The 24,862-nt window shown below is 64.7% G+C and carries 16 protein-coding genes; 14 read left to right on the forward strand and 2 right to left on the reverse strand.

The genetic code is table 11. The annotated features are described in order from the left end of the window. The first annotated feature begins 91 nt into the window (after positions 1–91). The 6 genes from JF542_RS06345 to JF542_RS06370 all read left to right on the forward strand — a co-directional run bounded on the left by JF542_RS06345 (position 92) and on the right by JF542_RS06370 (position 9,489). Entirely contained in the window at positions 92–1,759 is a 1,668-nt protein-coding gene (locus tag JF542_RS06345; RefSeq protein WP_207075161.1) for a BCCT family transporter, read from the forward strand. A 232-nt stretch (positions 1,760–1,991) separates the two neighbouring features. Continuing rightward, positions 1,992–3,425, forward strand: a complete 1,434-nt coding sequence (locus tag JF542_RS06350) for a mannose-1-phosphate guanylyltransferase/mannose-6-phosphate isomerase (RefSeq protein WP_207075162.1) — start codon at positions 1,992–1,994, stop codon at positions 3,423–3,425. Positions 3,426–3,466: 41 nt separating this feature from the next. Further along, positions 3,467–4,840 carry a phosphomannomutase gene (locus tag JF542_RS06355; protein ID WP_207075163.1) on the forward strand — a complete coding sequence of 458 codons (1,374 nt, stop codon included), beginning with the start codon at positions 3,467–3,469 and terminating at the stop codon, positions 4,838–4,840. Between the two features lie 169 nt (positions 4,841–5,009). Then, complete coding sequence (locus tag JF542_RS06360; RefSeq protein WP_007802590.1) at positions 5,010–6,224, forward strand: polysaccharide biosynthesis/export family protein; 1,215 nt, start codon at positions 5,010–5,012, stop codon at positions 6,222–6,224. A 120-nt stretch (positions 6,225–6,344) separates the two neighbouring features. Continuing rightward, positions 6,345–8,219, forward strand: coding sequence for an Ig domain-containing protein (locus tag JF542_RS06365; protein WP_242533637.1), 1,875 nt, complete (start codon positions 6,345–6,347; stop codon positions 8,217–8,219). Positions 8,220–8,805: 586 nt separating this feature from the next. Then, a complete protein-coding gene (locus JF542_RS06370) occupies positions 8,806–9,489 on the forward strand; it encodes a sugar transferase (RefSeq protein WP_040545707.1) in 684 nt (227 codons plus the stop codon). Between the two features lie 120 nt (positions 9,490–9,609). Here JF542_RS06370 and JF542_RS06375 read toward each other — a convergent pair whose 3' ends face one another. Next, positions 9,610–9,876 carry a hypothetical protein gene (locus JF542_RS06375; protein ID WP_007802585.1) on the reverse strand — a complete coding sequence of 89 codons (267 nt, stop codon included), beginning with the start codon at positions 9,874–9,876 and terminating at the stop codon, positions 9,610–9,612. A 690-nt stretch (positions 9,877–10,566) separates the two neighbouring features. On the opposite strand from JF542_RS06375, the gene JF542_RS06380 reads away from it, so the two are divergent. Further along, positions 10,567–13,416, forward strand: a complete 2,850-nt coding sequence (locus tag JF542_RS06380; protein ID WP_207075165.1) for a S8 family serine peptidase — start codon at positions 10,567–10,569, stop codon at positions 13,414–13,416. Positions 13,417–13,553: 137 nt separating this feature from the next. Here JF542_RS06380 and JF542_RS06385 read toward each other — a convergent pair whose 3' ends face one another. Then, on the reverse strand, positions 13,554–15,560 hold the full coding sequence (locus JF542_RS06385) for a glycoside hydrolase family 16 protein (protein ID WP_207075166.1): 2,007 nt from the start codon (positions 15,558–15,560) through the stop codon (positions 13,554–13,556). A gap of 194 nt (positions 15,561–15,754) precedes the next feature. On the opposite strand from JF542_RS06385, the gene JF542_RS06390 reads away from it, so the two are divergent. From JF542_RS06390 to JF542_RS06420, 7 genes are all read left to right on the forward strand, one after another. After that, positions 15,755–17,095: an oligosaccharide flippase family protein gene (locus JF542_RS06390; protein ID WP_207075167.1), complete on the forward strand. Its 1,341-nt coding sequence runs from the start codon at positions 15,755–15,757 to the stop codon at positions 17,093–17,095. A gap of 207 nt (positions 17,096–17,302) precedes the next feature. Beyond that, the gene (locus JF542_RS06395; RefSeq protein WP_207075168.1) at positions 17,303–19,594 is read left to right on the forward strand and encodes a GumC family protein; all 2,292 of its coding nucleotides are present in this window, start codon (positions 17,303–17,305) and stop codon (positions 19,592–19,594) included. Between the two features lie 57 nt (positions 19,595–19,651). Beyond that, positions 19,652–20,707 (forward strand): acyltransferase family protein, encoded by a 1,056-nt coding sequence (locus JF542_RS06400; RefSeq protein ID WP_207075169.1) that lies wholly within the window; start codon positions 19,652–19,654, stop codon positions 20,705–20,707. After that, a complete protein-coding gene (locus tag JF542_RS06405; RefSeq protein ID WP_207075170.1) occupies positions 20,694–21,869 on the forward strand; it encodes a glycosyltransferase in 1,176 nt (391 codons plus the stop codon). The genes JF542_RS06400 and JF542_RS06405 overlap by 14 nt, the downstream gene beginning before the upstream one ends. Before the next feature lie 18 nt (positions 21,870–21,887). Next, on the forward strand, positions 21,888–22,904 hold the full coding sequence (locus JF542_RS06410) for a glycosyltransferase family 2 protein (RefSeq protein WP_242533611.1): 1,017 nt from the start codon (positions 21,888–21,890) through the stop codon (positions 22,902–22,904). Further along, a complete protein-coding gene (locus JF542_RS06415) occupies positions 22,901–23,794 on the forward strand; it encodes a glycosyltransferase (protein WP_207075172.1) in 894 nt (297 codons plus the stop codon). The genes JF542_RS06410 and JF542_RS06415 overlap by 4 nt, the downstream gene beginning before the upstream one ends. Before the next feature lie 27 nt (positions 23,795–23,821). Beyond that, entirely contained in the window at positions 23,822–24,850 is a 1,029-nt protein-coding gene (locus JF542_RS06420; protein WP_207075173.1) for an acyltransferase family protein, read from the forward strand. Positions 24,851–24,862 lie beyond the last annotated feature (12 nt).

Raw genomic sequence — 24,862 nt, forward strand, 5'->3', positions numbered from 1 at the left:
TTCCATCTCGGAGAATAAGCTCACTGCGTTGTGAACCTTTCGCAGTGCGGGGCGTTCCGTCGGTAACGAGAACACCGATAGGGAGCCCCGCATGAAGCAAATGAGACCGCAAGAATCCTTCTGGATCTTTCCAAAGGTTCACCGGCCCGTCTTCATCGTTTCCGCCGGCCTAATCGTCGGCTTCATTCTCTTTGGCGTCCTGTTCAACGACCTCGCCAACACCATCTTCACTGGACTTCAGAGCATTCTGGCCCGCTATCTCGGCTGGGCGATGATCCTGCTGGTGAACGCTCTCCTGCTCTTCGTCGTCATCATGGCCATCGGGCCGTTCGGGGACGTGCGCCTCGGCAGCATGGACGAAGACCCGGAGTATTCGATCTTTTCCTGGACCGCGATGCTGTTCAGCGCCGGGATCGGCATCGGGCTGATCTACTGGGGTGTGGCCGAGCCAATGTACCACTTTCTCGCTCCGCCGGTGGAAGAGGCGCAGAGCGTCGCCGCCGCGCAGGAGGCAATGGCGCTCAGCTTCATGCACTGGGGCTTCCACGCCTGGGCGATCTACGCCGTAGTAGGCCTCGCGCTGGCCTACTACCATTTCCGCAAGGGCCTGCCGCTGTCGATCCGCTCGACGCTCTACCCGCTGATCGGCGACAAGGTCTATGGCTTCTGGGGTGACGTGGTCGACATCGTTGCCGTGTTCGGCACCATGTTCGGCATCGTCACCTCGCTGGGCCTTGGTGCGACGCAGGTGAATGCCGGGCTCGAGCAGGTCTTCGGCGTGCCCAACAATGCCGGCGTGCAGATCATGATCATCGCCGCGATCACGCTGATGGCGACGATCTCGGTGGTGGCCGGCCTCGACGGCGGCATCAAGCGGCTGTCGAACATCAACATCGTTCTGACCATCATCCTGCTGGCCTTCATGCTGATCGTCGGCCCGACGCTGTTCATCTTCGACACGTTCGTCGACAATTACGGCTACTACCTGAGCCGTCTCATCCAGCTCGGAACCTGGAACGAAGGCTGGGTCGGCGGCAACGAGGGCAGCACCTGGCAGGACAGCTGGACGATCTTCTACTGGGCCTGGTGGGTGAGCTGGGCGCCGTTCGTTGGCGTGTTCATCGCCCGCATCAGCCGCGGCGGCACGGTGCGCGAGTTCATGCTCGGCGTGATGCTGCTGCCCTGCACGATTATGTTCTTCTGGTTCACCGCTTTCGGTGGCACCGCGATCTCGATCTCTCTTGGCGGTGATCAGGCGCTGGTCGAGGCGACACAGGAGAACTATGCCAACACCATGTTCGTGCTGCTGGAGTATTTCCCGCTCTCGAGCCTGACGGCGCTGTTCACCACCGTGCTGATCGTGATGTGGTTCGTGACCTCGTCGGATTCGGGCAGCTTCGTGATCGACATGCTGACAGCCGGCGGCGACCCCAATCCGCCGAAGATCCAGCGCATTTTCTGGGCCGTGGCCGAAGGCGCCGTGGCCTCCGTGCTGCTGCTGGCAGGCGGGCTCGAGGCGTTGCAGGCGGCCGCGGTGGTGGCGGGCTTCCCCTTCGCCGTGGTGCTGTTCCTGATCGCCTGGGCGCTGGTACGGGCGCTGCGCTGGGACAACCTGATGATGCACCGCCATCGCCAGCGCTATCGCAGCGACCGCGAGGCCGAGCACAACATGCCCGGCGACATCCACGATGCCTATGTCGAGCGCGACCGGGGGCGCGAGGACGGCGTTCCGGGAGGTCAGGTCAACCCGGCGGAGTAGACCGGATTACCGGTCTCTTGGCTGAGGACGGCTGACCCGCCCGAGACTGACGCCCCCGCGGAACGCCGTGGGGGCGTTTTTGGTCCGGGCAGGCCGAGGCGAGCGTAGAGGCACAGCCGACCGGCAAAATTGCAACGCCCAATGACTGCTTCTGGCAACTCGAGGACCTCTGGGTTACCGTCCGGGCAAAAGCGAAGCGGTTCGCGGCACTTGAAGGAGAAGTTGGTTCTCTATGACAAAGATCACCCCCGTCATTCTCTGTGGTGGTTCCGGCACACGCCTCTGGCCGGTGTCGCGGAAGAGCTTTCCAAAGCAGTTTGCCAGCCTTCTCGAGGAAGAGAGCCTGTTTCAGAAGACCGCGATGCGGCTGAGCGGGGCGGCCTGCTTCGACAAACCCATCGCCGTGACCAACTCGGATTTCCGCTTCATCGTGACCGAACAACTCGCCGCCGTCGGCATCGATCCGGGTGCGATCCTGATCGAGCCCGAGGGGCGCAACACCGCGCCGGCTGTGCTTGCGACGGCGCTGTATCTGCATGCCAAGGATCCCGACGCCGCAATGCTGGTGGCGCCGGCAGATCACGAGGTCGCTGATACCGCCGCCTTCCGCGCCGCGGTCGAGACCGGGCTGAAAGCGCTCGAGGCGGGCAAGCTGGTGCTGTTCGGCATCCGCCCCGACCGGCCCGAGACCGGCTATGGCTATCTCGAACTGGACGGGTGCGGCGGTGACACCGTGCCGCTCAAGCGCTTTGTCGAGAAACCGGATGCCGCGACGGCGGCCGAGATGCTTGCCAGCGGTGAGTTCCTCTGGAATGCCGGCATCTTCCTGTTCCGGGTCAAGGACATCCTCGCGGCGTTCGATACCCATGCCAGCCAGCTTGTTGCGCCAGTGACCGCGGCGGTCAACGAGGCGCAGGTCGATCTTGGCTTCCTGAGGCTCGCGGCGGAGCCGTGGTCGCGGGCCGAGGACATCTCGATCGACTACGCGGTGATGGAAAAGGCCGCAGGCCTCGAGGTTGTGCCCTTCGATGCCGGCTGGTCGGATCTGGGCGGCTGGGACGCGATCTGGCGCGAGGCCGGGCCGGACGAGAGCGGCAATGTGACCCACGGCACCGCTACCGCCATCGACTGCGAAGACTCGCTGCTGCGTTCGGAAAGTGAGACGGTCGAGGTGGTCGGGATCGGGCTGAAGGACATCGTCGCGGTGGCGATGAACGACGCGGTGCTCGTCGCCCCCAAGGATCGGGCGCAGGACGTCAAGCTTGCGGTCAACGCGCTGAAGAAGAAGGGCGCCAAGCAGGCGGTGGAGTTCCCCAAGGATCGCCGTCCCTGGGGCTGGTTCGAAAGCCTCGTGGTCGGCTCGCGCTTCCAGGTGAAGCGCATCGTCGTGCATCCCGGCGCCTCGCTGTCGCTGCAGAGCCATTTCCACCGTTCCGAGCACTGGATCGTGGTCGAGGGGACGGCCAGGGTGGCCTGCGACGACACCGTCAAACTGGTGACCGAGAACGAGTCGATCTACATTCCGCTCGGCGCGAAACACCGGATGGAGAACCCCGGCAAGGTGCCGATGGTGCTGATCGAGGTGCAGACTGGTTCCTATGTGGGCGAGGACGACATCGTGCGCTACGAGGATGTCTATTCGCGGGGGCAGGGGGCGAAGGGCTGAGCGCCGTCCGCCTTGCGCAACTGACTGAGGGACCAGAGACAATGGCACCGAAATTCGGCACCAGCGGCCTGCGCGGCCTGGTGACAGAGCTGACGCCCGAGCTGGTCGCAGACCACGTGCGGGCCTTCATCGCGGCCTGTGACATCGGCAACGGGTTGTGCCTCGGGCGCGATCTGCGCCCGTCCTCCCCGCGCATCGCGGCGGATATCGCGGCGGCGGCGCGGGCCGAGGGCATCCGCGTCATCGATTGCAGGGCGCTTCCGACGCCGGCGCTGGCGCTGGCGGCACAGGAGGTCGGCGCCGGGGCGATCATGGTGACCGGCAGCCACATCCCGGCGGATCGCAACGGTCTCAAGTTCTACTCGCGGACCGGCGAGATCACCAAGACCGACGAGGCGGCGATCAACGGCGCGCTCGGGCGCGCGGCAGGCAAAGCCGAGAGCGAAATGGCGCAGGACGAGGGCGCCGCCGCGCGCTTCGTCGAACGTTATATCGAGGCCTGTGGCGCGCGCGCGCTCAAGGGGCGCAAGATCGGGCTCTACGCCCATTCCGCCGTGGGACGCGACGATCTTGCCGCCATCCTGCACGGGCTTGGTGCCGAGGTGGTCGAGTATGGTCGCTCGGAGACCTTCATTCCCGTCGATACCGAGGCGGTCGATCCAGACACGCGTGCGCAGATCGCGGCGTGGGTCAAGGCCGACGGGCTCGACGCGCTGGTCTCGACCGATGGCGACAGCGACCGGCCGCTCTTGTCGGACGAAACCGGCACCATCGTGCCGGGCGACGTGATGGGGCAGATTACCGCCGAGATGCTGGGGGCCGAGACGGTGGTGACGCCGATCTCGTCCAACTCTGGCGTGCAGAAGAAGAGCTTCGGCGCGGTGCGGCTGACCCGGATCGGCTCGCCCTTCGTGATCGCCGGCATGGAAGAGGCCGGCGGCAAGGTGGTGGGCTACGAGGCCAACGGGGGCTTCCTGCTCGGCTTCGAGGCGCAGGGCCCGGCGGGTCCGCTGGCGCCGCTCGTCACGCGCGACTGCATGTTGCCGCTGATCATGACGCTGATCGCAGCCGGAGACGGCACGGTCTCGGCGCGGGTGGCGCAGGAGCCGCCGGTGGTGACCATGGCCGACCGGCTGCAGGAGGTGCCACAGGAGCGCTCGCAACCCTTCGTGGCGCGGCTCGCAGACAGCGCCGAGGCGCGCGCATCGTTCCTGGCCGAGCTTGGAGGTGATGAGGCGGGCACGGACCTGACCGACGGTGTCCGGATGACACTGACCGATAGCCGCATCGTGCATGTGCGCCCCTCGGGAAACGCACCGGAGCTGCGGTTGTATGTCGAGGCATCGGACAAGGCCGGAGCGGAGGCGCTGATGACCGAGGGGCTGGCCGCGTTGCACCGGGCGGTTCTCGGCTGATCTGTTCGGCAGACTTGCCGTCGCCACGTATGGCCGCGGTGGGCACGTCACCGGTCGGGCCGGTGCGCCACAAAGGCGCGACTTCCGCGGCAGCGAGGCAATAATTGAGTTGTTTCTGACGCCATGTGCGGCAACACTTCGGCCGATTGTAACGGAAGGAATTGAAACCATGTGTATCGGGCTCCGACTGCTCAGCTTTCTCGGTATCGTGGCGTTTGCCTCTGTCGCGGGGGCACAGGAATACCGGCTGGCGCCGGGCGACGTGGTCGAGGTGCGCCGGTCCGGCGAGGAAGAGGAAGTCAGCGCGGTCGTCGATGCCAACGGTCAGATCCGGCTCGTAGATGTCGGCGGGATCACCGTCGCCGACCTGACCCTCGATGAGGCCGAGTCCATGGTCGAGGCGGAGCTTGTCGCTCAGGGGTTTTTCGTCGATCCCGACGTGAGCCTGATGCTCGTCTCCTACGCCCCGGTGATCGTCGCTGGTGACGTGCTCAACCCCGGCATGGTCGAGTTCTTTCCCGGGATGACCGTCTCTTCCGCCCTCGCCATGGCCGGCGGCAGTCAGGTGCAGGGGCTGACCCGAACCGAGATTCTGCGTCTGCGTTCGATGGTCGAGAACGACATGAAAGTCGCGAACCTCAATCTCGCCCGAGCGGTTGCGGATCTGGCCTATCATCAGGCCCGTCTGGCCGAAGGCGATGCGCCGGTGTCGGTCGACTCCGCCCTGATGCAGGGGGTTCCGGCGCCGGGGCTTGTGAACTTCGAGGGTATGGTCTCGGAGCGTCAGGCTCAGCTCGACGCGCTGCGCGAGCGCACGCGCACGCTTCTGGAATTCTGGGAGAGCGAGATCGCCACGATCGAGAACCAGCGCGAGAACTTCGACGCGCGGATCTCCGTTCAGGACGAGATCGTCGCCAGCACCGCGGATGCGCTCGCGGCGGCGCGCCAGCTTTCCGAACGCGGCCTGCAGACCGCGTCGAACCTCTCGGCGGCGGAGCAGCGCGAGGCCGATGCGCGCAGCAAGGTTCTCGAACTCGAGGCCGCGAAGATCAACGCGACCCGTGCCATCGCTTCTGCGCAGCGCGAACGGGTGCAGTATCTCGCCACGCAGCGGCAGGATGCGCTCGACGGGGTGAATGACGCCCGCGAGCAGATTGCATTGCAGACGATCTCCTACAGCGAGGCCGTGGAACAGGTGAGTATCCTCAGCAGCGGCAGTGCCGCCGCCGTGGTGGCGTCGCAGATCGTCGGGCTGGATTTCGAGATCCAGAGCCGCCGCAGCGACACCGGCACCGAGGGAGAAATCTCCATGTCCACGCCGATCCTGCCCGGTGACACGCTGTTGGTCGCGATCCGCCCCCTCGAGGACGAGGTCGCGAACTGAGACATGCCCCGCGCCGCGCCATGAGCATGGCCGTGGCAACGTTCGGAGCCGTCGGGCCTGGTTAATCCTGTGTGCCCTAGCCTCATGCGGAATCCACCGTGGAGGTTTTGCGTGATACAGATGATCGATGCACAGGCGGCGCAGCGCGGGCTGAGCAGGCGGCTGGCCTATTTTTGTGGAGAAACGCTTCGGGTCCGGGTCAGCGGCCTCGCACCGGGGCAGTTCGTCACGGTCACCGTGGCAGAGGACTACGTGCAGGCCCCGCTGATCCAGCGGACTGCCGAAGGTGATGTCGACCTCGACCCCGAGACGCTCGAGGTGCTCGAGGAAGGGCGCAGCTATGTCTACAATGTCTGGGCTGGTGTGGCCGACAATATCTCGGTGCTGATGCATGGCGAGATGGTGGCCCGGCGCAGCGTGCAGCCGCTGATGGCTCCGGAGCCAGCGGACCCGCAAGATCCGCAGGATCCTTCGGATCCGCTGGCACTGACCGGGACACCTGCGAGCGCGGCAACGGTCGGTGTTGCCTACAGCTTCTCTCCCGCCGTGAGCGGCGGCACCGCGCCCTACAGTTTCGCGCTGGTCTCCGGGCAATTGCCGGCGGGCCTGCTGTTTGACCCATCGAGCGGCGCGATCGCTGGCACGCCGACCGAGGTCGAGACCCGCTCGGGTCTGGTCGTCGGGGTCACCGATGCGGCGGGCGCGAGCGTGAGCCTCGCGGCGTTTGCGATCTCGGTGTCGGCAGGGGCAGGGCCGGTGGGGCTGGTGGCACCGCCGAACCTTTTCACCACGGCTCAGTCGAGCCTCGTCGACGCGGCGCATATCGATTTGCAGGGCAACTGGGAGATCGCGAACGGGCGCCTGCGCAGCCCGGTGGCGGGCGGTACGGCGGGACAGGCCGCGCGATTGTCCCTGGCGGCGGCGCTGACACCGGGGCACGCGCATTTCATCCGTTTCGACCACGAGGTCTCCGCCGGCAGCCTGAGGGCGCGGTTCGCTGCACCGGGCCTGACGCCGAGTCGCCAGCTGACCGCATCCTACATGGATCACGAGGTCATCCCGGCCGCGGACATGACGAGTGCGGCAACGCGCCTCGATCTGCAACCCAGCACCGATTACGACGGCTCGGTTGGGGCGATCGCCGCCTACGACCTGTCCACCGTCGATCCCAATCTCGTGGCCTGCGACGTGATCATCGTCGGCGGAGACAGCAACAGCGCCAATGCTACGTCCGAGCGCTTCGGCGACGAGATCCCGACCTCGGCGCGCGAGACCCCCTTCGATCCGCGCATCTGGTACATGCCCTGCCTGCGCGCGACCGGCAATTATCCGACCACCGACAGCGTTCGCCACGTGCCGCAACCCTGCATCGAGCCGGTGGCGGCGGTCGAGGCGCGGCGGATGTCGCCCGTCCATGCGGTGGCCGGTGCGCTGGTCGGCTGGTCGGCGGCGCGCGGGCGGCCGCTTCTCGTGATGGCGCTCGGCGACCCGGGGTCGGGTTTCATGAACACCGAGGACTGGCGCAAATCCTCGGCCGTGGCCACCACCGGCAGCCGGATGTGGTCCGAGCTCCTCGCCATGAAGGCCGCGCTCGATGCATTGGGGCCGGCGCATGAGATTGTCGGCATGGTGTGGAGCCAGGGGGCGAACGACCTGTTTGGAGGCGATTACAGCGTCTCGGGTCAGTGGATGGACCAGATGCGCCAGTTCGTCAGCGATCTGCGGTCCGATATCGCCGATGTGCCGATGGTGATGTGGAGCGTCGGTCAGCACTACGAGCCTGCCCCCTATGACGGACGCGGGGCGGCGATGCGGGCGGCGCAGCTGCGTCTCGATCAGGATAGCGGCGACGCGGCGTGGGCGATCGACCGCTTTCGAGTGGTGGTGCCGGAGACCGGAAGCGAGCTCAGCGGCGCGGATGACCCGCACTACACCGCACACGGCATGCAACAGAACGGCCGTGACGCGGGCGCGGCCCTTCTGTCGTTGCTCTGAGCGACCGTCTTTTCGACGCTACGGGCGCCGCCATCTGGCGGCGCTTCGCGTATGACGGGGAGCCACCGCGTTGGCGCGAAACGACCGAGGGCTGCACGGCGCCTCGACGGGGCGCGGTCCGACGGGTGAGTCGGGGAAAAACGCGGATCTATCTACCTCAGGCTGAGTCGGATCGAATCGAATTCTCTGCCCGCTTGAGCGGTGACATGACAGTTCGGAAACAGCGGCCCGAAATGGGGCCGCTGTAGACATAATTTGGACATAATGGCGTGAGCCTGCTTGACTAATGATTGTGCAGATGAGACGTTTTTGGGGCGCGTTTTACTGCGGTGCAGAAAGTTTTTTCTTCTTCTGATCGCACAAGAGTTTGCTGACGCGTTTGTAACGGGTTGAATATGAAGGATTTTTTTCGAATGGCGCACGTTCGCGCTGCTGACGTCTGCAAGGATGCAGATTTGTTTGCAGCTGCAGAATGGCGTAGTTCTAAATCATGTTTAAGGTCGGCGCTCGACGTCGTCAGGCCATAGTTTTCGATCGGTGCCCCTCTGCTTTCTAGGCGCCGCGCTCTTCTTTTAAGGATGTCTCAATGTCTAACACTTCTACCAATGTGAACGACATCGTCACCGCAGGGTCGGACAGGTCGAACGATCTTCGGTCGGCCCGCAACGGAAGCTTTACCAAGCGCGCTTTCGACATCGTCCTCTCCATTCTGATGCTGCCCATTCTGCTGCCGGTCATCGCGGTTCTTTACATTGCCGTCCGGGCCGAGGGTGGTCCAGGCTTCTTCGGTCACAAGCGCGTCGGCCGCAATGGGACCCAGTTCCGTTGCTGGAAGATCCGCACCATGGTGCCGGACGCACAGGAGCGTCTCGAGGAGCTGCTCCGCAACGATCCCGCCGCCCGCGCCGAGTGGGAGCGCGACCGCAAGCTGCGCAACGATCCCCGCGTCACGCGGCTTGGTGCGTTCCTGCGCCGCAGTTCGCTGGATGAGCTGCCGCAGATCTGGAACGTGCTGCGCGGCGAGATGAGCCTGATCGGCCCGCGCCCGGTGACCGAACCCGAACTCCAGCGCTATGGCGGTGCCGCATGGGCCTACCTTGCCATGCGTCCGGGCATCACCGGCCTGTGGCAGGTCTCCGGCCGGAACGACGTCTCCTATGAGGAGCGCGTTCAACTCGATGTGGCCTATCACAACGGTGTTTCGCTCATGGGCGATGTACGCATCCTGTTCCTCACGGTCGGTGCAGTGCTCGGCAAGACCGGAATGTAAAGCGCAGTACGGACCGTAACGGTCCGTACTGATTGGATCTGATGAAAACGCCGAGGCTTGCCTCGGCGTTTTTCGTATTCGGACGGGTGGCCCGCGCGTCGGAGCGCTGCGACGCTCGCATCAGCGCCGGGGGCCTGCGCGCCACAGCCTGTAGGCGAGAAGACCGAACATGACCACACTGCCGACCAGGGTGTAGAGCGCCAGCGCGGGGGCAAGCTCGAGCTTGAAGTGAAGACTGGTGAGGGCGGCCACTAGGAAGGCGACCGGTATGGCGCACATCGCCGCCAAGATCGCCTCGCCGCTGCGAACCGGAAGCTCCGAAGCGCGCATGCTGCGACAGCTCTCATATTCGCCTGCCGGCGCATTGTATTGATTGTCCGCGTCCATTCTGCTCTCCCAATTCCAATGGGCGGTCCGAGAACAATACCGCAAGCGTTTCTGATCGGAGAACAATATTTGCCGAAATCGCGGGAAATAGGCGTTTTTGTCGCATAAAAGTTTCTGAAGGTGAAACGTGATTACCATTTCTTAAGATTTCTATTGCTTTAGAGATTCCCCGCTGCACGGATCAACCCTCACGGGATCGTGAGCGGCTGCAACTCTCGCCAGCCTGTCGCGCTGCTTTCAGCATGATCATGAGATTCGCACCGCGCCTGCGATGCGAACCCGCGCCGTTCGGCGGCCACGATTGGCTCCGGCGCGATCTTTTCGTGCGCGGCGCCGGATCTGGACGCTGCAAAGAGCGCCGCCGCAATATCGCCCTCATGCCGCCATGCAGCACGCCACTCTGCAGCCGCATCGCGGCGCAACGTCGCAGATCAGCCATCGCGCTAAGCCCTTGTTCACGCTGGTCTCCTTTGAGGTGACAGGTGATCAACCCTTGGGTGAATGGCGGCGATCTAGTTTCAGGCAAACTCACGTCCGGCGAGACTAAACTTTGTCTCAATGCCACTCAGAAATGTCCCGCAAAACGCCCGACCGTGCCCGAAATTCGTCCGCATTCCCCATGATTTTGGCCCCTGGGAACGAAAACCCGCGGCACTCGCGGCACAAGCTACGACCAAAGGAAAGTTGAACATGCAGACACTGCAGGCCAAGATTCTGGGGGCGGGAATTGCGGATGAGTTTCTCTCTGACGAACGGGTTGGAGAGACCTGGTATCTTGAAGGATCGGGCAAATCCGACGTCAAAGTGGACGTCGCGTCTGTCTGGGAAGACTATACTGGTGAGGGTGTGAAGGTCGGCGTGATCGACTCGCAGATCGATTACACGCACGAGGATCTGGGAGCCTACGACACCAGCCTGGACTACAATTTCGCGCTTGAAAGCGGCGACCTGTCCCTGCGGTCGCGGGATATCACCGACCGGCACGGGACAACGGTGGCGGGTGTCATCGCGGCCGAGGGCGGCAATGGCACCGGCTCCGTGGGGATTGCGCCTGGTGTGACGCTGGTCGGGTTCGGCATCGATTACGGCAGCAGCAACGCCGTCGAGAACGTGCTGCAGGCGCTTCGCGCATCGGTCGCGCTCGACGTCGTCAACAACAGCTGGAGCTTCGCGAGCAATTTCTCCGACCGGTTCTGGCTCGGTGAAGAGGGTGCCGAGATGGAAGCGACGCTCAGGCATGTGGTCGAAACCGGACGCGACGGGCTGGGCACGAGCATCGTGTTCTCGGCCGGCAACGGTGGAACCTACGGATCGTCGAACTATCACAACTTCCAGAACTCGCCCTACACCATCGCGGTGGGCGGTGTGACTGCAGAGGGCGATGCCTGGGACAAGACCAGCCTTGGCGCGAACGTGCTGATCTCGGCTCCGGCCGAGAATGTCCTCAGCACGGCGCCGAACGGCTATTCCTACGTGTCGGGCACCTCGTTTGCCGCTCCGGCGGTGTCAGCCACCATCGCGCTGATGCTCGAGGCGAACCCGGACCTCGGCTATCGCGACATCCAGAAGATCCTGTCGCTTTCGGCGCGGCGCGACGGCTTGACCGACGAGCTGTCGGTCGGCAACGGCTGGATCACCAACGGCGCCGATGATTTCAACGGCGGTGGCCAGCACTTCAGCGACTCCACGGGCTTCGGTTTTCTCAACGTGCATGATGCCGTGCGCCTTGCCGAGACGTGGACCACGCAGAAGACGCTCGAGGGCCTCGATACCGTCGAGGTGAAGGGCAAGAGCGATGCCGTGCTGAAGGCCGGGAGCAACGATCATATTTCCTACGATATCGAGGTGACCGAAGACATCGAGGTCGAGCATGTCGAGCTCGCGATGGGGCTGACCTGGCGCTTTACCGGTGATCTCGATGTTTATCTGACCAGCCCCGACGGCACGACCGTGCAACTGGTCTATTCGATCGAGGATCGCGACTTCATCGGCACGCTGCGGAACTTCGAGTTCTCGTCGGTCGCCAGCATGGGCGAGATGGGCAAGGGCACCTGGACCGTCGATATCTACAACCGCGATCCCGACTCCGTCGATATCGATGGCAGCGCCATGACCGGGAGCCTGAACAACGTCACGTTGACGTTGCATGGCGAGACCGATGGCCTGGCCGACGATGTCTACGTCTATAACGATGAGTTCGGGACGCTCTATGAAGGCGCCGATCTGTCGGATCGGCAGGTGCTCTGGGACAAGGATGGCGGCATCGATGCGATCAACGCTGCGGCGGTCACCAGTGACAGCCTGATCGATCTGAGCGGGGCCAGCGCGAGCGAGATTGCTGGCGTGAAGCTCAAGATCGGCGTGCCAGACTCAATCGAGAACGCCTTCGGCGGGGATGGCGACGATACGCTTGTCGGCACCGATGGGGACAATCTCCTGTCCGGCGGCCGCGGCGACGACTCGCTGCATTACTCCTCGGGTAACGACACGATCGACGGTGGCGCTGGCGTCGACACGCTGCGGATCGCGGCCTTGTCGACCGAGATCGAGGGCGCCTTCGCCGATCCTTACACCTTCTTGATGCGGCAGGGCGATGAGAACGCGCTGAGCCATGTCAAGAATGTCGAGTTCTTCGCCTTCCAAGACGTCACCTACTCGGTGTCCCAGTTGATCGTCATCTATGGCGAGAGCGACGTGCCGGTGGTCGTCGAGACACCAGACGAGGTCGTGGTCGAGGCGCCGGTAGAGGCGGTGCCCGAGCCGGATCCCGTCACCGCGCCCGAACCCGAGGTGCCGACCGAGGAAGCGGTCGAGGAAACGCCGGAAGAGCCCGTCGAGGACACGCCCGAGGCCCCGGTGGACGACACGCCGGAGACCGGTACTGAATATGACCGCACTGAGACCGGGACAGTCGGAGACGACCAGATGCGCGGACATTACGGAAGTGACGACATGTCGGGTCTGGGCGGCAACGACACGATCTTTGGCCGCGGCGGTGCTGACCGGATTCACGGTGGAGCCGGCGACGACAAGCTGGTTGCCGGTGGCGGCGACGATATCGTCTACGGTGGTGGTGGCGAAGACATCATCAACGGCGGCGACGGAAACGACCGGATCTTCGGCGGTGCCGATCGTGACCGGCTCATCGGCAGCGTCGGGGACGACTCCCTCTACGGAGGCGAGGGCAACGACGTTCTGCGTGGCGACGATGGCAACGATCTGCTGGTCGGCGGAGCAGGGCGCGACGTGATGCTTGGCGGCGACGGGGCGGATACGTTCGTGTTCGATCTGGCCGACAATGCCTCGATGGACGTGATCCGCGATTTCAATGCCGAGGAAGGCGACAGGATCGTGGTGGAGGGGCTGCAGGGCGCGGGCAGCGTCGAGCTGTCGCTGTTCGAGAAGAAAGGCACCTTCTTCCTTCAGGCCGAAACCGGTGACCAGGTCTACCGGATCGCGAAGATCCTTGGTGACGATGTCACCGGTCTGACCATCGAAGAGCAGGATTTCGGCAGCGGCTCGGGCTTCCTTCTCTCCTGATCCAAGGCCCTATCCCGAAAGGAAAGGCCCCGGCGCAGTCCGGGGCCTTTCTGTTTGCGTCGCGCTGTTCGCGCGCCTTCCGCCGGCCGCATCGTGGAACCGGGAACAACGTGCCCGGGCGCGGCCGGATCGTGTCGTCAGTCCGTTGCGGGTAGAATTGCCTGCACGGCTGTCTCGTCCAGGCCTTCGATCAGGAGGCTCTGATCCTCACCCAGGGTGAGGAGGGTCCCTTCGGGCACCTCGGTCAGACGCCACTCGGAGCGCCGCGCGAGCAGGTCCGGGCCCATCGCGAGAAGCGCCTGCGAGGCGGCGCCCCGGATCCGGTCGTGCCCGTCGCCGGCACGGAGGCGGATGGTCACGTTGGTGGCATTCGGTGCGATGACAAAGAGATCGTCGCCTTCATCGCCCTGCAGAAGGGCGCGGGGAGAGGCGGCCTCGAGCCGATCGTTCCCGGGACCACCCCTGAGCAGCGCGTCGGGGCGGCGGGCGACGCCGTGCTCGACATTGGCTGGCAGATCGAGCGGGATCATGGTGTCGATACGGTCGATGCTTCCCGCGGACGGCTCGACCACGTTGCTCTCGCGGCTGGCGATCACGAAACGGTCATGCCCCGGCCCGCCGGTTATCTCGATGGCGCGGCCCTGGTCGTTGAGCCAGCTGCCGTCGGGGCCTCCGGTGAGGCGGCCGTCGCCGTCAATATCGAACTCCGGGCGCCGGCTGCGCTTGGCCTCGGCGCGCCAGAGGTCGAGCGACACCGGCCAGCGGCTCTCGAACTGATCGGCGCTGAAATCGGCCACGTCGCGATCCCGGAAGATCACCGTCGACGGCCAGCCCGGATCAGCACCGCTCGGAAGCCAGACATCCGCTCCGACCTGCGTCAGACGGGTCATGACATCCTCGGCATCGACGAACGGGTAGCTGTCGAAGATGATGCGGTCGTCGGCGTCGAAGCCGCGGATGATCTTGTTGGATTTGCCGCGCTGCAGGTGGATGAGATCGGCGCCGCCGGTCAGGGTGATCACGTCGAATCCTGCTGCCGGTGCGATGGTGTCGTCGCCCGGCGTATCGAGAATGACGCTGTCGCGGTCGTCATAGGCCGACGTGCCCGCCGCCATGTCGAGTTGGAGCTCGGGTTCGAAGGCCCGAACCCGGATTCGCCGGATCATGTAGGCGTTCTCGGGCGCCAGCACCTGCTCGAGCGTTTCCTCCGGAGCCGGCCACCACCCACCCCTTGCGGTGAACTGGTCATTGGCGATCAGGAACATCGGCGAGTGTACGTCTTCCGCGGTCGGGGCGGTGTAGATCTCGCGCAGCGAGTCGCGGTCCTTGCCGAAGTAGAACGTCACTTTCTCGGGCGTCCAGGTGCCAGCGAAGATATGGAAATCGCTGTAGATATCGGCCCCGTACTCGGCCGAGTCCTGGTACTTGTTGAAGGTGTAGACCGATCGGTCGCCGCGCGGGCGCTCGTTCGGTTTCGGATCGGTGCCGGGGTCCGCGTAGGGGTTTTCGATATCGGTGCTGTAGATCTCTTCGCGGCCTTCGCCGCGGGCGTCGAAATGGACCGAGGTGTTGAAACGCCCGTCTTTCTTGGTCGGCCGGCCGATGCCTTCTCCGTAAGCTTCGAAGAAGTCGATTTCCGGGGGCCAGCCAAGCCCCGCATAGGTCAGCCAGAAGGCCGGCCAGCGGCCGCGCCCGCGCGGGATGCGGGCCTCGATCTCGAAATAGCCATAGGTCTGGGACCAGGTGTGCGCGGTGGTGATCTCCCCGGTGCCGAAACGGATCTTGTCGGCCTGATTGCCCTGCCGGGTCGCCTTCATGTAATCGCGCAGCGCCGGTAGCACGTCATCCGGGATTGCCACCGTGCGCAGGGCCAGGCCCTCCGGGGTGATCTCGTGCACCTTCGGAAGCACCGCGTCCGCCTCCTCGCCGAGCACGCCGTGGTCGATGAACACGGTTTCCGCTGCGTTGGTCATCAGGTTTCCCCGTCGCGGCAGTGTCGACCAGAGGCCCGACCGCCCGTCATAGCGGTTCAGAGGGCCGTCGAAGGTTTCGTCTAGTATGGAAATCGTGCCGGACAGATCCGGGCCGGCAAGCAATGTGCCGGGGGCGAGAAGAAGTGCGAGGGCTGCACAGTGAATACGCATGTGGTGGGCTCCTGAAGACAGGGCTGTAAAAAGCAGAGGGCCGAATGATTTCTGCGTTTGCAGAATGGTCGAATTGGTATAGCGCACGGAGCGGGTTAATCCCGTGCGGGATCTTGCGAATTTTCGATCACGCTCTTTTTGGAGGATTGGATTTGTTGTTCAGGATTCGGCGCAACGGGTCAAGACACGCTCCCGTGGGGAACCCGGAGGCCGCGACGGCAGGTGGGCGGTCGCGGCGCGGCGGGACGCTGCAAAAGGCACTATCGCTGGTTGGTGCCCGCGTGCTGGGCAATGTGCTCACCCTTGGCTACACGCTGATCCTCGCCCGTATCACCACGCCGACCGAGTTCGGTCTAATCATGTCCGCCTTTGCCTGGATCATGCTGCTGTCGGTGTTCCTGGCGCTGAACCTCGAATCCGGCTCGATCAAGTATCTGGTGCAGTATCGCGAGACCGGCCAGTCGGGGCGTGCGGCGGGCTTCATCCGCCTCAACCGGATGACCATCCTCGGGCTGACGCTGGCATCGGCCATTGTCGCCGCGCTGGCGTGGTGGGCCGGGGCCTTCGGGAGCGACGAAGCCATGCTCGGTGTCGTTGCCGTGACCGTTGTCGCGGCGCCGGTGGTGGCGATGACGCGGGTCTACGGGCGCCATGCCACGGCGCTCGGGCAGGTGCTGCGCGGCGGGGTTCCGATCATGCTGGTGCGGCCGGCGGTGATCTTCCTCCTGGTGGCACTGATCTGGCTCAGCGGTGCGCGGCCAGGATTGACCGTCTACATGCTGCTGTTTCTTGCGGCCTTTGCCGTCACCGCGCTGGTACAGGCGTTGCTCCTGCGCAAGACCTTCGGTTTCGCCGCGGGCGTGCCAAAGCAGTATGACGAGGCCCGCAAGTGGTTTGCCACCGGCGCCATGATGGCACCGCTTCTGATGCTGCGCGACAATCTCAAGCACGTGGTCGTGGCGGCCGCAGGGCTCGTCCTGGCCCCGGCGCAGGTCGGCTACCTCGCGCTTGCGCTGTCGATCATGGCCTTCGTCTATTTCGCCATGAAGGCGGTCGACATCTCGACGAGCCCGCAGCTGTCCCGTGCGCTGCATGCCAAGGATGCGGATCGCGTGGCCGAGCTTCTGGATAACGCGGCGCGCCTCAAGATCGCCGGACTGGTCGCCGGTGCGGCGGTGATTGCCGTGTTCGGCGGCATGGCGCTCGAGCTCTTCGGGCCGGAATACCGCGCCTCGCTTGCGCCGTTGTTGATCCTGCTGATCATCCCGGCCTCGGATGCGGTGTTCGGGCCGGCGCAGATCGTGCTGAACGTCACCGGGCGTCAGGACGTGATCTTCTGGGTGGCCGGGCTCAGCACCGGGATCATGGTCGGGGCGACGGCTCTGGGCGGGGTGCTTGGCGGCGCCAGTGGCGCGGCGCTCGGGGCCTCGCTCAGCTATGCCGTCCAACAGCTGATCCTGCGGTCGGTGGCGAAGTCTTCGGCCGGGACCGAAACCTCCATAATCGCGATTTTTCAGCGCTTGAGAGGGCAATAAGGCCCATTTGTCAGACCGTCGGCAAAATGGCGACACACTGATCTGTATTTAACGATTGACGGCCAAGGCCTTGGGCTTGTTACTGGCGTCGGTTATCAAGAATGCTGCGGTGCGGTAAAAAAGCTGCCCTCTTTTGGTGAGGGTGCTCTTCGGTGCCGCAACTTTTGGAAGAGTTATTGTGAATGCGACAGGGCAAGCCGAATGAATATGGACCGTGACACGGACCTGATGTCGCACAAGACAGACCGTGATCAGCTGTTCCCCTCCGTCGATGTCGGGGAGACACTGCGCGATCTGATGATGCGCTTTCGCCGCCACTGGGCTGTCCTGGTGGTCGGTGTCGCTTCGGCGGTCGTCCTTGCCCTGATCATGGTCTCGAACGCCAGCCCGACCTACACCGCGAACGGCGCGATCCTGATCGATCCGCGCGTCGGGCAGTCACCGGACGGCGATAGCGATATCGCGCCCGGTCTGCTGCTGTCGGACGCCCTGACCGTGGACAGCGAACTGCGCGTTCTGGGCTCGCGCGAGGTCACCGCCGCGACGGTGCGCGAGCTGGGCCTCGGGGAGCCAAGGGCCTCTGAGCCGTCGGCGCTCTTGGGATGGATCAAGGGCGTGTTCCGCATTGGCGACGACGGCGATGGCGATGCGACCGTGGCGATGCTTCCGGAAGACATGCAGCAGGAACGCCTGCTCGAGATCGCGCGGCGGAATTTCGTTCAGGGGCTTGCGGTCGAACGCTCGGGCGAGAGCTTCGTCATCGACGTTCGCTACACCTCGCAGAGCATCGAGATGGCGCCCAGGGCGGTGAATGCCCTGATGCGTGAGTATCTTCGGCTGTCGAGCCGTCAGCAGACGGCCAATGTCGAGCGTACGCAGGTCTGGCTGTCATCCCGGATCGAGGAACTTGCAGCGGGCGTTCAGGCCTCCGAGCGTGCAGTGGCGTCCTATCGCCGCGAGAACCAGCTCATGGTGCCCGAGGGCGAGTTCCTTCCGATCGAGATCGCACTCAACGCCGCGAACGAACAGCTTGTCGAGCTGCAGGGGCAGGCGGTGACGGCGAAGGTTCAGGCCGACCAGCTCGAGGACCAGATCGAGAGCGGCGAGATCGAAGCGATCCAGCTGGCGCCGGAAGAACGCACCGAAGCGGTCACCGAGTTCGAGGCGCGCTATGCCGAGCTTTTGCAGGCCGAGCAGGAGGCGCTTCTCACTTATGACGAATCCGCGCCGGTCGTGGTGAACACCCGCCGCGCGATGGAGCAGACCCGCTCGCTGATCGTCCAGGAATACCGCTCGATCCTCGAACAGCTGCGCGCGCGTGAGCGGGCGCTGGCCGGGCAACTCTCGGCAACGCGCGAGATGATCGGCGAGATGAATGCCGATTACAGCAGTGTGATGGAAAAGACCGTTGCGCTGCGCAGCCTCGAGCGCGAGGCCGAGGCCAAGCGAGAGCTCTATGAGCGGATGCTTGAGCAGTACAACAGCACCTCGCAGCTTCTGACCTTCGACGCGACCCCCGCGCGCGTCATCGCCTGGGCGGTGCCGCCGGACACGAAGTCCGGACCGCGCTCGAAGCGGATCGTGGTGCTTGCCGCCTTCGCGGGTCTCCTGCTGTCGATCGGTGTGGTGCTCGCGATCGAGGCGCTGGACAACAGCTTTCGGTCGCAGGGCAGCCTCTCGAAGCGCTTCAACCTGCCGTTCATCGGTGTGGTCCCGAATTTCACGACCGAGCGCAAGGAGGCACGCGGCGGTGGCTGGCTCACGCCGCCCGATCGAAGCCCGCGCTGGCGGATGCTGCCCTCGAATGCCAAGCGTTTGCGCTTTGCGATGGACAATCCCCGTTCCGTCACCGCGACGACGATGCGCGCGATCATGGTGCGCGAGGCGATGGAACGGAAGAGCGACAGCGCAGAGGGCGTGGTCATCGGCTTCACCTCGACGGTGCGGGACGAGGGCAAGACCACGACCGCCTTCAACTTCGCCTCCTATCTCGCCGCGAACACCAACAAGGTGGCCATCGTCGATCTCGACCTGATCGCCGGCGAGATCACCTCCTATCTCGGCAAGATGCTGCCCGAGAGCAACAATTTGACTAAACTCATGGAGAACCCGGCCGAAGGGCTATCTCACGCCGAGGGTATCGACGAGTTCCCTGGGCTGGCAGTGTTCGGCAACAGCCGCGAAGGCTCGACGATCCAATATGGACCGAGAGAGCTTGAAGAGATCGCCAACGTGCTGCGGTTCCTGCGCCGGTATTTCGACTACGTGGTGGTCGACCTTCCTCCGGTGAGCGGTGCGAGCCTGACGCCCATGCTGGCATCGAACTGCGACAAGATCATTTATGTCGTGCGCTGGGGCTGGACGGCCCGCAAGCAGGTGAGTTCAGCGCTCGAGCACTCCGGCCTGCGCCGGAAGAACCTGATGGGTCTGCTTTTCACCCGTGCCAACCTGCGGCGCTACAAGTCCTACAACCGCGACGGATCCTACGAATACTATTGATCGGGGGCGCGGTCCAATGCCCCGGACCGGCCCCGCCCCGCATAGCGTAGAGAGTTTATGAACAAGATCTACGGCATCCAGTACCTGCGCGCCTTTGCGGCGCTTTCGGTGGTCGCTCTGCACGCGGGCAAGCGTGTCGAAGCCGACCTGCCGGAGCCGCTCTATCATGTGCTGTTGCTTGGGCATGGCGGCGTCGATCTGTTCTTCGTGATCAGTGGCTTCATCATGTGGAGCATCAGCCAGAAGAAAGAGACCGAGCCGGGCGGCTTCCTCGTCCGGCGCTTGATCCGGGTCGCGCCGCCTTACTGGATCGCCACGATCTGCTTCGTGCTCGTCAGCCTCGTGATCGGCTCGGCCTGGGTCGAGCTGAGCACGCCGCATATCCTCAAGTCGCTGGCCTTCGTGCCGCATTTCAACGCGACCCAGCCCGCGCGCATCTGGCCGGTGCTCGTGCCGGGTTGGACTCTCAACTACGAGATGTTCTTCTACATTCTCTTCGCGGCCACGCTGCTCGTGGCCAAGAGTGCCCGGTTCTTCGTCCTGACAGGTTTGCTGTTTGCGCTGGTGGCCGTTGGGTACGCGGCGAAGCCTGCGGATGCCATCACGATCACCTACACCAGTCCGCTTCTGCTCGAGTTCCTCGGGGGCGTCGTGGTGGCCCGTATCTGGCAAAGCGCCCCGGGAGGTGTTCTGCGCAACGGCCTGCTGATCGCGATCGCGGCGGTGGCGTTCCTCGTGCTCGGTCCGCAGGTGGACCCGACCGACTACTGGAGCCGCACCATCGGCTTTGGCGGTCCGGGCATCCTGCTGGTCTCGGGCGTGGCGGGGCTTGCGGGGCGGGTGCCACAGCTTCCCGTGCTCGAGCGTCTCGGCGATGCCAGCTACGCGATTTACCTGTTTCATCTCTTTGTTGTGGTGCCGATGCAGGTTGTCTGGGTCGCCATGCCCGACTTGCACGGGCCTGGAACGGCCATGGCTTTCGTCGTCGTCGTGCTTGGCCTGTCGGCGCTGCTTGGCAACGTGCTGTATCTCTACATGGAGCGGCCCTTGCAGATCGGGCTGTCCAATCTCTTACTGAACCGGAACAGGAGGCAGCAGGTTGCAAGCCGCTGAGATCCAGCCAGCCAAGCGTGGGGCCCGGATCGTGGTGTTTGGCTTCGACGTCGGCGAGATCTCGCAGATCCGCCGTATCCGGGCGCTCATCGCCCTCGGGCACGACGTGCACAGCTTCACCATGCGCCGCGACAACATGAACATGGATTTCGAGCCGGACTGGCCGAACACCCACCTGTTCATGACCAGCAACGAGAACCTGCCGAAGCGCGCGGTGGTCGTGGCCCGATCCATCGTCAAGATGACCGGGCATCGCGAGATGCTGAAGGGGGCCGATGTCATTATCGCGCGCAATCTCGACATGCTGGCGATTGCCTGGGCGGCGCGCGCGATGGCGGGCGCCTCGGACGTGCCGCTGATCTACGAGTGCCTCGACATCAATGGGGCGCTCTGCCGCGAGGGCCGCAAGGCAGACGCGATGCGCGCCGCCGAGCAGTTCCTGCTCCGGCGCATCCAGATGCTGGTGGTCTCCTCACCGGGCTTCATGCGGAATTTCTTCGAGCCAGTGCAGGGGTATGACGGGCCTTGGGCGCTCTGGGAGAACAAGCTTGCCGCAGGATCTGCGCTGCCCGGGCGCCCGGTTTCGCGCGGGGCGCCGGACGCGGACCGTCCGCTCCGCGTTGGCTGGGTCGGGACCATACGCTGTGCGCCGAGTCTGGCGCTGCTCTCCGAGGTCGCCGCGCGCTTGGGGCCGGGCGTCGAGATCCATATTCATGGCGTCGTGCACCGCCACGTTCTTCCGGATTTCGACGAGGTGATCGCGGCGCATCCCAACATGGTTTTCCACGGCGCCTACGAATACCCGCAGGACCTGCCCGAGATCTACGAAGGCGTCGACGTGGTCTGGTCGCAGGATCTCTGGCAGCGGGGCAACAATTCCGACTGGCTGCTGCCCAACCGCATCTACGAGGCAAGCTGGGCTGGTTGCCCGAGCATCGCCGTCGCCGGAACCGAAACCGCGCGGCGGGTCGCCGACGACCGGCTGGGCTGGGTGATCGACGCGCCTGAGGCCGCCGATCTGATCGCGCTTTTGACAGGGCTGACGCACGAGGAGATCGCGGCCCGCGGCCAGGAGCTGCTCGACCGGCCGGCCGTGGATTTCGTGCAGTCGCCGACGGACATCGCCGAGGTGATCGACACCGTCCGCGAGCGCGCGGGGTAGGGGACAGGGATGGAAGACATGCTCGACGCAACAGCGACACGGACAGGCGCCGACCCGGCGACCATCCTCGTCGCGATCCCCACGCTGAATGAGGCGACGCATATCGAGGCCACGCTCGACGCGCTGCATCGCGATCGGCCGGAGATGGCTGGCGTGAAGATCGTGGTCGCCGATGGCGGCAGCACCGACGCCACCCGCGCGATTGTCGCCGACTACGCGCAGCGCCGCCCCAACGTGGTCCTCATCGACAATCCCGCGCGGCTGCAATCGGCGGCGGTGAACCTCGTGGTCGAGCGCTGCGCAGAGCCGCAGCACGAGATCCTCGTGCGGGTCGACGCCCACTCGCGCTACCCCGACGGCTATGTGCTTGCCGTGGCGGACAGCCTTCTTGCCCGCGACGTGGCGGCCCTGGCGACGGTCATGGACACGATTGGGCTGAGCTGCGTGCAGAAGGGCGTGGCCTGGGCCAGTGACACCAAGCTCGGCTCCGGCGGCTCGGGGCATCGCGGCGGGGCCGTGTCGGGCTATGTCGATCACGGCCATCACGCCGGGTTCAGGCTAGACATGTGGCGCAGGACGGGCGGCTACGACACCGGTTTCGTCGCCAACGAGGATGCCGAGCTCGATCACCGCATCGGGCTGGCCGGGGGCAAGATCTGGCTCGATGCCGATATCCGCCTCGACTATCTCGCCCGCGACTCGCTGCGCAAGCTGGCCAGGCAATACTGGCGGTACGGGCTCGGGCGCGGTCAGAACGTGCTCAAGCACCGGCTGAAACCGCGGCTGCGGCAGTTGATCCCGCCGGCGGTCACCGCGGTGAACCTGCTGTCGGTGCTGCTCTCGGTCGTGTTTCCGCCGATCCTGCTGCTGCCGGTGATCTACCTGCTCATGCTGGCGGCAACCGCGGTGAGCCTCGCGGTGAAACACCGCAGTGCCTGCGCGCTCTGGGCTGCGCCGGCGCTATTTCTCATGCACAATTGCTTTGGCGCCGGGTTTCTGACGCAGCTGATCCTCAGAGGGAGGGGGGCGAAGTGAACATCACGATCACCATCTGTACCTTCCGGCGCAGCCATATCGCCACCACGCTGCAGTCGCTTGAGGCGATGCAGCGCCCCGAGGGGTGCACCGTCTCCATCGTCGTCATCGACAACGACGACACGCCGTCGGCACAGGAGAGGGTGGACGGCACCGCCGCCGCGATGAGCCTACCGGTGCGTTACGTGCACCAGCCGGGTGCCAACATCTCGATCGCGCGCAATGCCGGCCTTGACGCGGCGACGACCGAGTGGGTCGCCTTTCTCGACGATGACGAGGTGGTCGAGCCCGACTGGCTGGTCGAACTGGTCAAGCGTCAGCGCGAGACCGGGGCCGACGCGGTGTTCGGTCCGAGCTATGCGCGCTATGACGACGACGCGCCCGACTGGATCGTCCGGGGCGATTTCCATTCGCAGGTCGCGGCGCCGCGCGCCGGGGTGATCGAGACCGGGCACACCTGCAACGCCTTGCTGCGCTGGGGTGACGCGCCGTGGCGGGACGAGCGCTTCGCGCTCGAGCGTGGCAAATCCGGCGGCGAGGACACGGAGTTCTTCTTCCGGCTGCGCCAGTTCGGGGCAGAGTATGCCATCGCCGACAGCGCCATCGTGCGCGAGGATGTCCCCGCGGCGCGGCTTTCGGTGAAATGGCTTCTGCGCCGACGCTTCCGGATCGGGCAGAGCTACTCAGCCTCCGCCGACAGCCTCCGGCAGCGCTTGGGGCTGTTCGGCTCTAGCTCGGTGAAGGCTGGATACTGCTTTCTTCGCGCCGGCTTTGCACTGGCGAACCCCGAGCGCCGGACGTTCTGGCTGATGCGGGGAACCATGCATGCCGGGATCTGCGCGGGCTGCCTGAAGCTGCCCGAGAAGAGCCTTTACGGGGTGCAGGGCTGATGACAGCGCGAGTGGGGAGTTGACGAGATGCTAGCTGGTTTGCAGTGCGGGCGTGCGGTCGCGGCAGTGATGGTCGCGATCTTTCATGCCAACGTTTTTCTTCTGCCGAGCAAGTTCTATGCCGGCGAGGGCGCAGGCGCGGCCTTCAACTTCGGTTATGCCGGGGTGGAGTTTTTCTTCGTGCTGTCCGGCTTCATCATGGTGCTGGTCCATCGCCGCGACTTTGGCCAGCCGAGCAAGGCACTGGTCTTCATGCGCAAGCGGGTCGTGCGGATCTATCCTATCTACTGGCTTGTGATGGCCTTTCTTCTGGCAATCTACTTCGTGTCTCCCGGACGGGGGCCGGATCATGCACGTGATCCGCTGGCCATCCTCCAGTCGCTTCTCCTGATCCCGTCCGAGGACGGTCCGATCATGCAGGTTGCCTGGACGCTGCAGCACGAGATGCTGTTCTACATCATCTTTTCCGGGATTATCCTGAACCTCCGCATCGGGCGCATCGTGTTCGGTGCTTGGATGCTGGCCTGCGTTCTGGCGCTGCCTTGGTCTCACGACATGAGCTTCCCGCTCTCTTTCCTGCTCAAGCCGCACAACCTGCTGTTCCTCTTCGGGATCGTGGCGGCCTACGCCTATACGCATCTGTCGCGGTCATCGGCGCTGCTGGCATTCTGGACCGGGTGCGCCCTGTTTCTCGGCATCGGCCTCTCGGAAACCGTCCTTGGGGTGATGGGCCCCGAGAGCCTGCAGCCGCTGGGCTACGGGCTTGGCGCGTTGCTGATCGTGATCGGGCTGGCGCAGGGCGGGCTCCCGGCGCCACGCTGGCTGACGTTCATCGGCGATGCATCCTACGCCATCTATCTCGTGCATCTGCCGGTGATGAACATCGCAGCCGTCGGGCTGCTCGCCGCCGGGCTGCATCTTGTGCTGCCGCCGCTGGCGATGCTTGCGCTGATCACCGCGATCGTCACGGTCGCCGGAGCGCTCGTGCACGTCTTTGCGGAAAAGCCGCTGATGAAATATTTCAAGAACCGTTCCCCCCGCCAGGCAGCCGCCTGAGGGCACCGAAGG

It is taken from the genome of Salipiger bermudensis, assembly GCF_017309175.1.
GTDB classification, from domain to species: Bacteria; Pseudomonadota; Alphaproteobacteria; order Rhodobacterales; family Rhodobacteraceae; genus Salipiger; species Salipiger bermudensis.

Bases quoted from the DNA above. Each gene is read 5' to 3' on its own strand.
- JF542_RS06345 (WP_207075161.1), top strand. From the start codon at position 92: ATGAAGCAAATGAGACCGCAAGAATCCTTCTGGATCTTTCCAAAGGTT.
- JF542_RS06350 (WP_207075162.1), top strand. From the start codon at position 1,992: ATGACAAAGATCACCCCCGTCATTCTCTGTGGTGGTTCCGGCACACGC.
- JF542_RS06355 (WP_207075163.1), top strand. From the start codon at position 3,467: ATGGCACCGAAATTCGGCACCAGCGGCCTGCGCGGCCTGGTGACAGAG.
- JF542_RS06360 (WP_007802590.1), top strand. From the start codon at position 5,010: ATGTGTATCGGGCTCCGACTGCTCAGCTTTCTCGGTATCGTGGCGTTT.
- JF542_RS06365 (WP_242533637.1), top strand. From the start codon at position 6,345: ATGATCGATGCACAGGCGGCGCAGCGCGGGCTGAGCAGGCGGCTGGCC.
- JF542_RS06370 (WP_040545707.1), top strand. From the start codon at position 8,806: ATGTCTAACACTTCTACCAATGTGAACGACATCGTCACCGCAGGGTCG.
- JF542_RS06375 (WP_007802585.1), bottom strand. From the start codon at position 9,876: ATGGACGCGGACAATCAATACAATGCGCCGGCAGGCGAATATGAGAGC.
- JF542_RS06380 (WP_207075165.1), top strand. From the start codon at position 10,567: ATGCAGACACTGCAGGCCAAGATTCTGGGGGCGGGAATTGCGGATGAG.
- JF542_RS06385 (WP_207075166.1), bottom strand. From the start codon at position 15,560: ATGCGTATTCACTGTGCAGCCCTCGCACTTCTTCTCGCCCCCGGCACA.
- JF542_RS06395 (WP_207075168.1), top strand. From the start codon at position 17,303: ATGGACCGTGACACGGACCTGATGTCGCACAAGACAGACCGTGATCAG.
- JF542_RS06400 (WP_207075169.1), top strand. From the start codon at position 19,652: ATGAACAAGATCTACGGCATCCAGTACCTGCGCGCCTTTGCGGCGCTT.
- JF542_RS06410 (WP_242533611.1), top strand. From the start codon at position 21,888: ATGCTCGACGCAACAGCGACACGGACAGGCGCCGACCCGGCGACCATC.
- JF542_RS06420 (WP_207075173.1), top strand. From the start codon at position 23,822: ATGCTAGCTGGTTTGCAGTGCGGGCGTGCGGTCGCGGCAGTGATGGTC.